The sequence below is a fragment of the Barnesiella sp. B2-R-119 genome (assembly GCF_023656675.1).
GTDB classification, from domain to species: Bacteria; Bacteroidota; Bacteroidia; order Bacteroidales; family Barnesiellaceae; genus Barnesiella; species Barnesiella intestinihominis.
Map to the genome: position 1 here is coordinate 180,510 of NZ_JAMOKL010000002.1, position 14,166 is coordinate 194,675.

Below are 14,166 nucleotides of genomic sequence, written 5' to 3' on the forward strand. Positions count from 1 at the left end.
TATGCAGTCAATAGCGGGCTATTGACAAAAATCAAGGGATTCAAGATGCGAGACTGGGGCGCAATATGGCCGGAACATACCTGCTTAAAATGATAATATTATTTCTCAATAAATTTAAAACAGTTTCTAAATTAATCTACACTATACTGAAAGGTCGTAAAAGCCCGATTACTCCCGCCAGAGAGAATCGGGCTTTTCTCAATGAATTATGACGGGGATCTATTTCATATCCGATCGCAGTAGAGAAATCGGCTTGTTCTAAATTCGTATGAAAAAATACGGTTCTATTTAATACGGCACAATCGAAATTAGCCTCCGCAAGATTACATTCGGTAAAATCCGCTTCTTCCAAATTGCAATCGATAAAGTTACATGACTTCAACTTCATACCGATAAACGAAAAAACTGCAACAGACATTTCTCAAAATCAAACAAAGAGAGCAATCCCTTACACCCGGTAAAATCGCCCCCCAACATCTTACACCCCACGAATCTCACATCTTGAAAAGAAACTCCGTAAATTTTACATAAACTAAAATCACAACGAATAAACTCACACCGAGAAAATAATACGTTTGTCAGTTTTGCCTGTGCAAAACTGCATTCTTCGAATGTACACCCGTAAAACTCTCTATCCGATTCAATATCCGAAAAATCTACGCCTTTATATTTCAAGTCCTCTTTCATTTTTACCTCTAATTTATTACTTTTCGCTTTTATGCAAAGATAAAAGGATTCTTCGTCTCGAAAATAAAATTCAAGAAAATTTCGGGTCAATGTATTTCCCATTACAAAAGAATATATAAATTTGTAAGGTATAATTTCAGCAGACCTGATACCTATGAAATATATCGCCCTACCGGATAAGGCCGTACGCCGTCTGTCTTTCTATTTGGCTATGGAGGAATACATAGCCCATAATCGGCCCGGTGAAGATTGCTTTTTCATGTGGCAGGTCAATCCCACGGTCATTTTCGGAAGAAACCAATTGATGGAAAACGAAATCAATTTCGACTATGTCCGCTCTCACAGAATAGAATATTACCGTCGTAAATCGGGAGGAGGTTGTGTCTATGCCGATTTCAGCAACATCATGTTCTCGTATATTACCGACGATTTCAATGTCAGTTTCACATTCGACCGTTACCTGCAATTAATCGCTCACACACTCAACAAACTAGGAGTAAAAGCTGTCGCCTCAGGGAGAAACGATATTACCGTCGATGGTAAAAAAGTATCGGGAAACGCTTTCTATCGCACGTCGGGCAGAAGTATCGTCCACGGTACTATGCTCTTCGATACCAACCTCGAAGATTTGGTTCTATCCATTACCCCCAACAACGAGAAACTCATTACTAAGGGAATCGAATCCGTCAGAAAAAGAGTAACCAACCTTAAAGAATATCTCGACATCGACATCGAAGAATTCAAGAGATTCATACGTTCGTCACTTTGTGATCACGAAGAATGTCTGACTCAAAAAGATATCGTTCACATTGAAAAAATAGAAACGGAATACCTCCGGGACGAATGGATATTGGGAAACAATCCCCGCTACACATGGATACGGAAAGGTTACGTCCCTGCCGGCGAAATAGAAATACGATTGGAAATCAAAAACGGAATCATCAAATCGATGAATTTAGTAGGAGATTATTTTCTCGTCGGAGAAATCGACGAATTTTTGAACAAATTTCAAAACGTTCCTTTCACACCTCAGTCTGTCAACCGCATTCTCGATGACAATCCCATCGAGAATTATATACGCCAACTGAGCAGAAAAAGTTTCATCGATATATTATTCAATAACAATTAAAAAATTCTATAACAAAAAACCTGTTGACTATGGAAGATATATTAAAAACATGCCTGCACCAAAAACATCTCGACTTGGGAGCCAAAATGATGCCATTCGGCGGATTCGACATGCCCATCGAATATACGACAATCATCGAAGAGCATAATGCCGTACGCCATGCCGCCGGAATATTCGACGTTTCTCACATGGGCGAAATTCTCATCACAGGCCCCGATAGCGAGCGATACATCAATCATATTTTCACTAACGATATTCGAAATGCCGAAATCGGTAAAATCTTTTACGGCATGATGCTGTATCCCGAAGGTGGAACGGTAGACGACTTGCTGGTTTACAAAATGGGAGAAGAGCGATTTTTCTTGGTAGTAAATGCATCGAACATTGCAAAAGATTTCCAATGGATTGTGGAACATAGCACCGGATATGATCTGAAAATAGAAAATTTGTCGGACTATTACGGAGAAGTTGCCGTACAAGGACCTCACGCCGAAGCCTGCATAGAAAAACTTCTGAACCTCGATGTGAAAGACCTGCTTTTCTATACCTGCAAAGAAATGAAATACGAGAACGAAACGATAATCGTATCGCGCACCGGATATACGGGAGAAGACGGCTTCGAACTATACGGTAGCCACGATTTCATCAATCGGGTATGGGATATATTGGTGGATTCCAAACAAGTTCTTCCCTGTGGATTAGGTTGCCGCGACACGCTGCGGTTCGAAGTAGGTCTTCCCTTGTATGGACATGAGCTCGAAAAAGACATTACTCCCATCGAAGCCGGGTTGGGTATATTCGTAAAACTCGACAAGGAAGAATTCATCGGCAAAGAGGCCATCATTTTGCAAAAAGCAGAAGGCATAAAAAGAAAAATCGTAGGTATCGAATTAGCAGACAAAGCCATTCCGCGTAGCGGCTACGAAGTTTATGCCGATGGAAAAGTCATCGGACACGTCACCACGGGTTACAATTCAATCTCTACCGGGAAAAGTGTATGTATGGCTCTCATCGACAGTGCGCACGCCGCATTGGGGACCGAAGTGGAGATACACATTCGCAAAAAATTTTTCAAAGGAACGGTTGTTAAGAAACGCTTCTACGAAAAAAATTATAAAAAATGATTTATTGACAACTTAAAAACAAATAATTATGAGTACAGTATTAGACGGACTTTATTACTCCGAATCACACGAATGGTTAAAAGTAGAAGGCGAATTTGGATATATCGGTATCACGGATTATGCACAACATCAATTAGGTAATGTCGTTTACGTCGATCTTCCCGAAGTGGACGACGAACTGAATCAAGGAGAAGAGTTCGGTGCAGTCGAAAGCGTAAAGGCCGCCAGCGACCTGTTATCGCCCATCAGCGGTATCGTCGTGGAGATTAACGACAAACTGGAAGACAAGCCCGAATTATTGAACGAAGATGCTTTCGGGAACTGGATTTGCAAAGTTAAAATCAACGATAAGGCCGAACTGGACAATCTGATGAATGCCGAAGCCTACAAAGCCATTTGCGAATAATCGACGGAGGAACACATCATGTACAAATATTTCCCGCATACCGAAGCCGATATTTCCGAAATGCTGGGGAAGATAGGATTATCGTCTCTCGATGAGCTTTATGCCGAGATTCCCGAAAACATTCGCTTCGACAAAGATTATGATTTGAAAAAATCAATGTCCGAAGATGAAGTCAGAAACTACTTTCGGGAATTAGGAAAGACGAACAAAAAACTCATTCCCTTCGCCGGAGGCGGCGCTTACGATCATTATGCCCCTGCGGTTATCAGCCAACTCATCTCCCGTTCGGAATACCTCACGGCCTACACACCCTATCAGCCCGAAATTTCTCAGGGAACACTACAATACATATTCGAGTTTCAAAGCATGATATGCGAGCTGACCGGTATGGAATGCTGCAATGCTTCCATGTACGACGGAGCTTCGGCCGCGGCCGAAGCCATGCTCATGTCGATTGCCCATGCCAAGAAACGCAATAAAGTCATTGTTTCCCAAACATTGAATCCCAGAGTCATCGAGGTTATCGAAACCTACGCCCGTTTCCACGGGGTAAATCTGGAAATGATTCCCGAAAAAGAAGGCGTCACCGACAAAGCCGTCATGGAGAAACTGCTCGAAGCCGACGATGTGGCCGGTGTTATTGCAAGTACCCCGAACCGCTATGGAATCATCGAAGACTTTTCCGGATTCGCCGACAATGCTCATGCACACAAAGCGTTGTTTATCGTCTATGCCGACCCCTCGGCTATGGCCGTGCTGAAAACGCCCGGCGAATGGGGAGCCGACATCGCTTGCGGCGACGGACAGACATTGGGGATGCCTTTGAATTTCGGAGGCCCTTATGTCGGTTATCTCGCAGCCACCCGCGATTTAGTGCGGAAATTACCGGGACGTATCGTCGGAGCCACAACCGATGTGGACGGTAAACGGGCGTTTGTACTTACCTTACAGGCAAGGGAACAACATATTCGTCGCCAAAAGGCGAACAGCAACATTTGTTCCAACCAATCCCTTATGGCTCTGTATGTAACGATATACATGGCTCTAATGGGAAAACAAGGAATGAAAGAAGTCAATGAGAAATCCTATGCGGGAGCGCACTACCTGTGCGACAAATTGCTGGAAACGGGTAAATTTTCGATCTGTTTCGACAAGCCGTTCTTAAAAGAGTTTGCTGTAAAAACGACATTGAATCGGGACACACTCTTGAAACATCTCGAAGAAAAAGGCTTCTTGGCCGGTATTCCTATCGAGGGAACCGACGATGCTCTCCTATTCTGCGTGACCGAAAAACGTACCCGAGAAGAAATAGACAATCTGGTATCATTAATCGAAAAGGAGGGATAAGTCATGAAATACTACGATAAGCTGATTTTTGAAATTTCAAAGCCGGGACGCATAGGGTATTCCCTGCAACAATCCGACTTCGGAAACTATTCCTTAACCGACCTCCCGCAATCTTTGCGCAGAGGGACGGAGGCCGAACTCCCCGAAGCGAGCGAACTCGATGTCGTGCGTCATTATACCAACGTCTCCAATAAAAATTTCGGAGTTGAAACCGGGTTCTATCCATTGGGGTCTTGTACGATGAAATACAATCCTAAAATCAATGAGGAAATGGCTTCTATGGAATCGTTCACGGCATTGCACCCATTACAATCCGAGGATTCCATACAAGGGGCTTTACGTCTTTATTACGAATTGGCTCATGCTCTATCCGAGATTTCAGGTCTGGCAGAATTTACACTAAATCCATTTGCCGGAGCCCACGGTGAATTGACCGGTCTAATGTTGATGAGACAATACCACATCAAGCGAGGAGACTTGAAGCGCACCAAAGTAATCGTCCCCGACAGTGCCCACGGTACAAACCCCGCCAGTGCGGCAGTGTGTGGATTGGAGATTGTCGAAGTTCCTTCCACGCCCGAAGGTACGATAGATGTCACGAAACTCGAACCGTTGCTCGACGATACGATAGCCGGTATCATGATGACCAACCCCAACACATTGGGTATTTTCGAGAAAGAGATACCCCAAATTGCCGAATTGGTACATGGTTGCGGAGGCCTGCTCTACTACGACGGAGCGAACCTCAATCCCTTGTTGGGACGTTGCCGTCCCGGCGACATGGGTTTCGACATTATGCACATCAATTTGCATAAAACCTTTTCCACCCCTCACGGAGGAGGCGGTCCCGGCAGTGGTCCCGTAGGCGTTGCCCCTGCGCTCGTCGATTATTTGCCCCGCCCAAGAATCGTTAAAAAAGGCGATAAATACTCCATCGAAGGAGGGAACGACAGTATGGGACGCATTTCGGGATTCTTCGGGAACTTCGGAGTGATGATGAGAGCATACGCCTATATCCTGTCACTGGGAAAAGAACAGATAAAACACGTGGGAGAGTTAGCGACATTAAATGCGAACTACGTAAAAGAATCGCTGAAAGACTGTTACTATCTGCCCATCGAAGGCATCTGTAAACATGAATTCGTATTCGACGGATTACTCGACAAGTCCACAGGAGTGACTACATTGGACATCGCCAAACGACTGCTCGACTACGGCTACCATGCGCCCACGATCTATTTCCCCTTGTTGTTCCATCAGTCGATTATGATCGAACCGACCGAAACGGAATCGAAAGAGACTCTCGACGAGTTCATAGAGGTGATGCGCACGGTCGCCCACGAAGCGATCGAAAACCCCGATTTGGTAAAAAGCGCGCCCCACTCCACTCCGGTGAGAAGGCTCGACGAAACCACAGCGGCGAAAAATCCGATTTTACGATTCAAAGATTTACAAAAACAATCATAATATTCAACTATCGGAGACCGAGAAAGAGACAAACCTCTTTCTCCTCTCCGATTTTTTATAAAATTCAAGTATGAACAGCGATGTCATCATCATCGGAGCCGGCCCCGGAGGTTACGAAACGGCCGTATACGCAGCGAAAAAGGGGCTGAGTGTAACCTTGTTCGAACAGCGGAAAGCAGGGGGAACCTGCCTCCACGAAGGCTGTATTCCTACAAAATGCCTTTGCCGTAGCGCCGAAATAGCCGATACAATAACCGATTGCGATACATGGGGATTCCATGTTTCTGCCCCGACGATCGATTTCCGACGTATCATGGAACGGAAAAACGAAGTTGTCGCCCAACTGACATCGGGCATAGAATTTCTATTGAAGCACAAACTTATCACCTACATTCCCGAACGTGCCGAACTGTTCGATGCACATACGGTAATATCGGAATCGGGTAAGAAATATACCGCCGAACACATACTCATCGCTACCGGCTCGACAGCCAAAAGACCTCCGATCGAAGGTTGTGACCTACCCGGCGTACTCACTTCGACCGAAATGCTCGACATCGACCATATCCCCCAAAAACTGTGTATCATTGGAGCCGGAGTCATCGGGCTCGAATTCGCCTCCATCTTCCGTAGTTTCGGCAGCACGGTCACCATGCTCGAATACGCCAAAGAAATTCTTCCCAACTTCGACAGCGACATCAGTAAGCGTCTGAAACAAGTACTATCCAAACGGGGTATCGAATTTTACAACCAAGCTGCCGTCGAATCGATTGAACGAAGCGGAGCACAACTGCTCGTGCACTACACCCACAAAGGTAAAGAATGCTCCACCGAGGCCGACATCGTCCTGATTGCCGTAGGTCGAAGCCCAAGAGTAGAGAGTATAGGGCTGGATAATGCCGGTGTACGATATTCGCCCAAAGGAATCGAAACCGACGATACGCTCCGAACCAATATCCCCGGGATCTATGCCATAGGAGATGTAAACGGTCATTGCATGCTTGCCCACGCCGCATCTTTTCAAGGCCGCAAAGTAATCGACCACATTCTCGGTATCGACAAGAGAATAAAGCTCGATACCATTCCTGCGGCTGTCTTCACTCGTCCAGAAGCCGGTATGGTGGGACTCACCGAAGAGGAATGCAAACAACGCGGCATACCGTTCACGGCAAAAAAAACTTTGTTCCGAGCCAATGGAAAAGCCATCAGTATGGGAGAACCTGACGGTCTGTGCAAACTCATAACCGATGAAAACGGAAAAATCATTGGAGCACATATATTCGGAGCTCATGCAGCCGATTTAGTGCAGGAAGTATCTGCCCTCATGAACAGAGAAACGACCGTAGCCCAATTAAAAGAAATGATACATGCACACCCCACCCTTTCGGAAATTCTGCAAGAGTGTGCCCGGGAATTCTAAACACCATCTATCATAAAGAAAGGCTTCCCGTAACGCAGGAAGCCTTTCTTTATATTTAATCATTCCCTTTTAACTACACCAATAACAATCATATTGGGACACCTTCGGCACATCAAAAACGTCACCATCATTCATATCGACATGAAGAGAGTAAAAAACACAATTTGACAACAGAAAAAAAGGACATATTCATATTCAATATATAATGTAAGTCGAGAGGCATAAGGATTCTTGAAATCCTAATTCTTCTTATACAACGAATAACATACGTCTCTCGCCAGCTATTCGTATACACCGACAACACCTATTAAATATCAACAAAGGAATAAAGAAAAACGAAAGGGTTTAAAAAAGGAAAGGTTGTCTCACGACAACCAATCTTCATTAACCTTAAATCTAATACTATGAAAAACACATTGCAAATGTATGAATTTTCTAATACGACAGCAAGTTTCTCCATCGAAAAAATTCAACTAATAACATTATTTAGTTATTTAATAAATATTTTTAGCAAAATTCATTCAATAAAAAATATTTTGTTTCTATAATTTACTCCTGTTTGAAAAATATAAATCGCCCCAATTATTATCGCAAAGAAATAACTATCTTCGTGGAGAAAAAGAAAAAAGGAATGATAGACCAAGCAACCATCGATAGAATTATGGCCGCTACCGATATCGTAGAGGTAGTATCAGACTTCGTAAGTCTACGTAAGAGAGGGGCTAATTATTGGGGGTTGTGTCCGTTTCATGATGATAAAACCCCTTCGTTCAGCGTATCTCAATCCAAAGGCGTTTGTAAATGTTTCAGTTGCGGCAAAGGAGGTAGTGCTATCCATTTCATTATGGAACATGAGCAACTATCGTATTACGAAGCACTGAAATATTTAGCGAAAAAATACAATATCGAAATTCATGAAAAAGAGTTGACCGATGAGGAAAAACAGAAAAGAAGCGACCGCGAAAGTATGTTTATCATCAACGCTTTCGCTCAAAATTTTTTCAGTAAATCGCTATTAGAAACCGAAGAGGGACGCACCGTGGGGCTAGCCTATTTCAGAGAAAGAGGCTTCAATGAAGATATTATTCGAAAATTCGGATTAGGCTACTCTCCTGAAAAGCGAGATGCACTTGCACAAGAAGCTAATAAACAAGGTTACAAAACCGATTATTTATTAAAAACAGGGCTTTGCCGTGAAGGTCAAAACAACCTTATTTACGACCTGTTTGCCGGAAGAGTGATGTTTCCGGTATACAGTGTGTCGGGGAAAGTCGTCGCATTCGGAGGCCGAATACTCAAATCGGGTGTAAAAATCAGTAAATATTTCAATTCTCCCGAATCGGACATTTATCACAAGAGCAATGAACTATATGGTATTTTCCAAGCCAAACGAGCTATCGAAAAAGAGAAATGCTGTTATCTGGTAGAAGGGTATACCGACGTATTATCCATGCATCAATCCGGCATTGAAAATGTCGTAGCCTCCTCAGGAACCGCATTGACACCCGGACAAATACGATTGATACATCGATTTACCGAAAACATCACAGTTCTATACGACGGTGATGCTCCGGGCATAAAAGCGTCACTGCGAGGTATAGACCTGATACTTCAAGAGGGACTTAACATCAAGGTCGTCTTACTTCCCGATGGCGAAGACCCCGACTCTTTCTCCAAAAGCCAAAGCGCCGAATCATTTACCCAATATATAAAATCACATGAAACGGACTTTATCCGATTCAAAACCCAATTGTTATTGGAAGATGCCGGAGAAGACCCTATAAAACGGGCGGGTATCATCTCGAATATCGTACAAAGCATTTCGCTCATACCCGATACCATCGTAAGATCGGTTTACGTGCAAGAATGCAGTCGGTTATTACAAATCGACGAACATGTCCTTTTGTTCGAATTGAACAAAATGCGACAACAACGGGCAGAACAGCAATCTACCCGAGACCGATACCAATCTCCCCAATCGCAGACGGTAAGACCGTCTGTCATTCAGGACTCTTTTGGAAATAACATATCTGTAAATCAAGTCTCCGACGCAGAGGTTGCAACACCTGCTCCATCAGAAATACCGGAAACAGATAAAAATATCCCCCTCCCTACCCCTTTATCGTCAAAAAGAGGAAACAGATCACCCTTAGACAAATATGAACGGGAATTAATCCGTTACGTCGTACGATATGGTTACCGTGACTTATTCGAAACGGCCACAGGTACTTGGCAAAAAGTATGGGAGTATATTGTCGAAGAACTCGCGATCGATAATATCGTATTCAACAACCCTCTCTATAAACATATTCTAGAACTGGCTTCCCAACAGCGCGAACACGTTGTGCAGCAAGTCTCTTCTTTGCGACAAGAGCTATTGCCGAAAGCCCAAGACCAAATAAATGAGATAATCGAACAAATTCGCTTAGAAAACGGCGATATTACCGACAAACAAAGAAAAGAAGCCGAAGCGCGAGAAAATATAACCCGGCAAATGGAAGAAGAGTTACAAACCTTCGAAAGCAATTTTCTCGAACGTTATTTTACGACCTACCCCGACACTCAAATAAGTTTATTAGCCGTAGATTTAGTCAGCGATAAATACCAATTGAGTAAAGTACACACCAAATATCAAAAAGTAGAGACCGAATCCGACAGGCTGTGGGAACTCATTCCGCGAGCTATTTATGAATTAAAAAATGCTATTCTCGAACAGACTATCAAACAAATACAGAAAAAAATAAAAGAAGCCACACAAAATAAAGATAATGAAAAGATAATCGAACTAATGGAACAGAATGTCGAATTAAATCAATTGAGAACCACTTTGGCCAAACAAATAGGAGATCGCATTATTTCGCCTAAATAATATATACAATTCAATATTTATTTATCGAGAAACAATAAAATTTTATCATTTTTATTGTATAATTAAAATTTTATATATTCCTTTGTTCCGTCAATAACACACCTATTATTCAAATTAAAGCTATGTATTACCTCGAAGCCAACCACATTGTTAAACAATATGCTTCTCATCGGGCTCTCGACAATGTTACCGTACATGTTCCCGAAAACGGCATTTACGGCTTATTAGGCCCCAATGGAGCCGGGAAAACAACGTTAATCCGCATTATCAACCAAATTACAGCACCCGACGAAGGCGAAGTTTTAATAAAAGGGCGTCCTTTACACCCCTCAGATGTGGAACACATCGGTTATTTACCCGAAGAACGTGGCCTCTACAAAAAGATGAAGGTAGGAGAACAAATTTTATACTTGGCTCAATTGAAAGGATTATCGAAAAACGCTGCCAAAGAAGGCATGAAATATTGGCTGAACAAATTCGACATAAAAGGTTGGGAAAAGAAAAAAATAGAAGAGCTCTCAAAAGGTATGCAACAGAAGATACAATTTATCACTACCGTTATGCATAACCCCAAACTGCTGATTTTTGACGAGCCGTTCAGTGGTTTCGACCCTGTCAATGCCAATCTGCTGAAACAAGAAATTCTCGAAATGAGAGACAAAGGCGCCACGATCATATTCTCTACCCACAATATGGGATCTGTCGAAGAGCTCTGCGACGAGATCAGCCTCATCAATCGCTCGCATGTCGTCTTACAAGGCGAAATAAACAATATTCGCGAACAGCACAAAAAACATCTCTTCAAAATCGAAGTACAACAAGGGAATCTGCAAAGCAACGATCTATATGAAATATTGGAGACAAAAGAACGACACGCCATTTTTACATATACACTGCGTAAACGAAATGCCCAAATGAGCAACAACGAACTCATCTCCCTGCTCACGCAACAATGCCAGTTATCGGGATTTGAAGAGATTCTGCCCACCATGAACGAAATTTTTATTGAAACCGTGGGAGAATCGGCTCTCAAAGAAAATACAAACATCAAGTAAATCTGTATATTATGAGTAAAATATCTCTTATTATAGAACGCGAATATCTGACTCGCGTCCAAAAAAAATCGTTCATCTTAATGACGATACTCTCACCGATTGTCATGGTCGCCTTGATATTCGCACCTATTTGGCTCGCACAACTATCGAGCGATGAAGTCAGACAAATAGCCATTATAGACCAAACCGGTCTTTACAAGAATATTTACGAAAACTCCGAAGAATACCAGTTCACCTATACGCAGGGAATACTCAACCCGGCGGAAATGCGTGCCGAAGAATCCCAACCCTATGCTTATGTTATCATCAAAGATAATCTGTTGAACAATCCCAAAGGTATGACCATCTACTCTCAAAAGCAAATAACGAACAGCTGCGAGTCGATGATCACGTCGCAAATGGAAGAGTTTTTGAAAAACGAGAAATTATTGTCATATAATATTCCTAATATCAAACAAATCATAGACGATTCCGACATAAACCTACATGTCGACACTATACGCTTGGAAGAAGACGGCGCCGAAACACAAACCTCATCAGAAATGGTCATGGTTATCGGTATGGCCATGACATTGATTATATATATGTTTCTCATGCTCTACGGAGGCCAAGTCATGTCGAGTGTCATGCAGGAAAAAACCAACCGAATTGTGGAAGTAATGGTTTCATCGGTAAAACCTTTCGAGCTGATGATCGGCAAAATCACCAGTATCGGACTGGTAGGCCTCACCCAACTGGGCATTTGGATTCTTTTTATCATCGGGATATTTTTGTCTGCGGGAGCGATTTTCTCTTTTAGCGGTGGTATGGATACGGCCAATATCGAAAACATGACCGCCGTCGCAGGGAGCATGAACGGTGTAGATGCAGCTCAACTCGCAGGAAAAATGGGAGCCATGCAAGAAATCCAAAACATGCTGGGAAGTATCAATCTCACCCAGTTGCTCATATGTTTCGTATTATTCTTTATCGGAGGTTATATTCTGTATGCTTCCTTATTCGCAGCCATAGGATCGGCAGTCGATAATGAGTCGGATACGCAACAATTTATGGTTCCCATTACCTTTATTATCATCTTCGCCCTATATGCAGGCATATTCAGTGCTGAGAATCCCGACGGACCGTTAGCCATGTGGTGTTCGATGATACCGTTTACCTCCCCCATCGTCATGATGGTAAGAATCCCCTTTGGGGTATCTACATGGGAGCTGATAGTATCGATGATTATTCTCTACGGTTCTGCCATCGGGCTGGCGTGGGTAGCCGGAAGAATATACCGGGTGGGAATACTCATGTATGGCAAAAAGCCCAGCTACAAAGAAATGATAAAGTGGATACGTTATAAGGCATAAAAACCATTATGAAAAACTCTCGACACCTCATTCTTGTCTTTTGTGGGCTATTGCTATTTTCCTGTACCGGTAATAAATATATTGTGGAAAGAACCCCAAAGCACAACAATCCGGTTGATGAAATATCGTGGCTGAAAGAACGTAAAAAAGAATTCGAGAAAAGAGAATGCCAAATAACTCTTTATGAAAAGGAAGGGAAAAACTACTATGCCGTTTTTGCGACTACTCCCGGAGCGTTCGACAAAAACACGACCGTCGTTTACGACCAAGAAGGTAACGTTTGTTTAAAATTCGGAGGGCTGATGCCTCCACCCAAACGAGAAGCCGTAAAAAAGTTTTTTGAAAATGCAGAAAACAAAGGTACTATCTGGAAGTGCAAACAACGACATAAAAAGGAGTAAAACCTCTATTCAGCTTTCATAAATTACACACGATAATTCTGGCAGTGGCTCGGGAGAGTCTCTGCCTTTCTTTTTTGTATTAAAAAATAATTCGTTATTTTTTCAACACAAATTCATCGGCATCTTTCCAAACCGGGAACTTTTCCCGAAAAGACTTTAATTTAGATAAATCCAATTCCGCATTTACGACTTGTGGCACAAACGGTTCAGATTCTGCGACAACATCGCCTTTAACCCCTATCGCCATCGTATCTCCTCTATAAACCATCGATGTTGCGTCTTGTCCTATTCTGTTCACGCCACAAACATAAGCCGCATTTTCGATAGCCCGGGCTATTAACAAATTTCTCCAAGCATACGAACGGGATTGAGGCCAATTCGCCACAAATAAAAGCAAATCATATTCATTCCCTACATTTCTGCACCAAACGGGAAAACGCAAATCATAACAAACGAGCAAACAAATATTCCAGCCCCTATAATTTACTACGAGCTTTTCCGACCCTGAGACAAAATGACGACCTTCTTCTCCCATTCGGAATAAATGTCTCTTATCATAATAGTGTTCCGATCCATCGGGCTCGATAAAAAATCCCCTATTAAAACAAACATTACCAGCCCGAGCTATAAAACTACCGGCTATCGCCACATTATAATTTCGAGACCACTTCTTTACCTCGGTAATAGTTTCTCCATCGATACACTCTGCCAAATCTTCCGCACGCATGGAAAAACCGGTCGTAAACATTTCGGGAAAAACCACCAAATCGCAGTCTCCCGTTATATGGGAAAGGATTGCGGCACACTTGTCCAAATTAGCTCTTTTATCCTCCCAAACAATATCGGTCTGTATCAACGAAACTCTCAAAACATCGCCCATACCATCGAAACTAAAAAAGGGCAGAATAA

Annotated in this window: 13 protein-coding genes; 10 read left to right on the top strand and 3 right to left on the bottom strand. The window is 42.8% G+C overall.

The features are described 5' to 3' along the window. Window positions 1-136 precede the first annotated feature (136 nt). Complete coding sequence (locus NBH06_RS03970; protein ID WP_250792859.1) at window positions 137-388, bottom strand: pentapeptide repeat-containing protein; 252 nt, start codon at window positions 386-388, stop codon at window positions 137-139. Next, window positions 385-789, bottom strand: coding sequence for a pentapeptide repeat-containing protein (locus NBH06_RS13590; protein ID WP_350449407.1), 405 nt, complete (start codon window positions 787-789; stop codon window positions 385-387). Before NBH06_RS13590 ends, NBH06_RS03970 begins: the two co-directional genes overlap by 4 nt. A 52-nt stretch (window positions 790-841) precedes the next feature. Between NBH06_RS13590 and lplA the strand changes: the two genes are divergently transcribed. The 10 genes from lplA (at window position 842) to NBH06_RS04020 (ending at window position 13,257) form a co-directional block, all read left to right on the top strand. Further along, window positions 842-1,816: a lipoate--protein ligase gene (lplA, locus tag NBH06_RS03975; protein ID WP_250792861.1), complete on the top strand. Its 975-nt coding sequence runs from the start codon at window positions 842-844 to the stop codon at window positions 1,814-1,816. A gap of 29 nt (window positions 1,817-1,845) precedes the next feature. Further along, window positions 1,846-2,940 (top strand): glycine cleavage system aminomethyltransferase GcvT, encoded by a 1,095-nt coding sequence (gcvT, locus tag NBH06_RS03980; protein ID WP_250792863.1) that lies wholly within the window; start codon window positions 1,846-1,848, stop codon window positions 2,938-2,940. A 28-nt stretch (window positions 2,941-2,968) separates the two neighbouring features. Continuing rightward, window positions 2,969-3,346, top strand: coding sequence for a glycine cleavage system protein GcvH (gene gcvH, locus NBH06_RS03985; RefSeq protein WP_250792865.1), 378 nt, complete (start codon window positions 2,969-2,971; stop codon window positions 3,344-3,346). Window positions 3,347-3,364: 18 nt separating this feature from the next. Then, window positions 3,365-4,693, top strand: coding sequence for an aminomethyl-transferring glycine dehydrogenase subunit GcvPA (gene gcvPA, locus NBH06_RS03990; RefSeq protein ID WP_250792868.1), 1,329 nt, complete (start codon window positions 3,365-3,367; stop codon window positions 4,691-4,693). 3 nt (window positions 4,694-4,696) lie between these two features. Then, entirely contained in the window at window positions 4,697-6,160 is a 1,464-nt protein-coding gene (gene gcvPB, locus NBH06_RS03995) for an aminomethyl-transferring glycine dehydrogenase subunit GcvPB (RefSeq protein WP_195241893.1), read from the top strand. A 70-nt stretch (window positions 6,161-6,230) separates the two neighbouring features. After that, window positions 6,231-7,580: a dihydrolipoyl dehydrogenase gene (gene lpdA, locus NBH06_RS04000; RefSeq protein WP_118687215.1), complete on the top strand. Its 1,350-nt coding sequence runs from the start codon at window positions 6,231-6,233 to the stop codon at window positions 7,578-7,580. Between the two features lie 631 nt (window positions 7,581-8,211). Continuing rightward, window positions 8,212-10,449 (top strand): DNA primase, encoded by a 2,238-nt coding sequence (gene dnaG, locus NBH06_RS04005; protein WP_155012776.1) that lies wholly within the window; start codon window positions 8,212-8,214, stop codon window positions 10,447-10,449. A gap of 122 nt (window positions 10,450-10,571) precedes the next feature. Further along, window positions 10,572-11,504 (top strand): ABC transporter ATP-binding protein, encoded by a 933-nt coding sequence (locus tag NBH06_RS04010; protein ID WP_250792870.1) that lies wholly within the window; start codon window positions 10,572-10,574, stop codon window positions 11,502-11,504. A gap of 11 nt (window positions 11,505-11,515) precedes the next feature. Next, window positions 11,516-12,856, top strand: coding sequence for an ABC transporter permease (locus NBH06_RS04015; RefSeq protein ID WP_250792872.1), 1,341 nt, complete (start codon window positions 11,516-11,518; stop codon window positions 12,854-12,856). Between the two features lie 83 nt (window positions 12,857-12,939). After that, on the top strand, window positions 12,940-13,257 hold the full coding sequence (locus NBH06_RS04020) for a hypothetical protein (protein ID WP_250792874.1): 318 nt from the start codon (window positions 12,940-12,942) through the stop codon (window positions 13,255-13,257). A 94-nt stretch (window positions 13,258-13,351) separates the two neighbouring features. On the opposite strand, the gene NBH06_RS04025 is transcribed toward NBH06_RS04020, so the two are convergent. After that, entirely contained in the window at window positions 13,352-14,137 is a 786-nt protein-coding gene (locus NBH06_RS04025; protein ID WP_250792876.1) for an amidohydrolase, read from the bottom strand. Window positions 14,138-14,166: the final 29 nt, after the last annotated feature.

Coding starts and splice junctions, on each gene's coding strand:
- NBH06_RS03970 (WP_250792859.1), bottom strand. CDS start 388: ATGAAGTTGAAGTCATGTAACTTTATCGATTGCAATTTGGAAGAAGCG.
- NBH06_RS13590 (WP_350449407.1), bottom strand. CDS start 789: ATGGGAAATACATTGACCCGAAATTTTCTTGAATTTTATTTTCGAGAC.
- lplA (WP_250792861.1), top strand. CDS start 842: ATGAAATATATCGCCCTACCGGATAAGGCCGTACGCCGTCTGTCTTTC.
- gcvT (WP_250792863.1), top strand. CDS start 1,846: ATGGAAGATATATTAAAAACATGCCTGCACCAAAAACATCTCGACTTG.
- gcvH (WP_250792865.1), top strand. CDS start 2,969: ATGAGTACAGTATTAGACGGACTTTATTACTCCGAATCACACGAATGG.
- gcvPA (WP_250792868.1), top strand. CDS start 3,365: ATGTACAAATATTTCCCGCATACCGAAGCCGATATTTCCGAAATGCTG.
- gcvPB (WP_195241893.1), top strand. CDS start 4,697: ATGAAATACTACGATAAGCTGATTTTTGAAATTTCAAAGCCGGGACGC.
- lpdA (WP_118687215.1), top strand. CDS start 6,231: ATGAACAGCGATGTCATCATCATCGGAGCCGGCCCCGGAGGTTACGAA.
- dnaG (WP_155012776.1), top strand. CDS start 8,212: ATGATAGACCAAGCAACCATCGATAGAATTATGGCCGCTACCGATATC.
- NBH06_RS04010 (WP_250792870.1), top strand. CDS start 10,572: ATGTATTACCTCGAAGCCAACCACATTGTTAAACAATATGCTTCTCAT.
- NBH06_RS04015 (WP_250792872.1), top strand. CDS start 11,516: ATGAGTAAAATATCTCTTATTATAGAACGCGAATATCTGACTCGCGTC.
- NBH06_RS04025 (WP_250792876.1), bottom strand. CDS start 14,137: ATGGGCGATGTTTTGAGAGTTTCGTTGATACAGACCGATATTGTTTGG.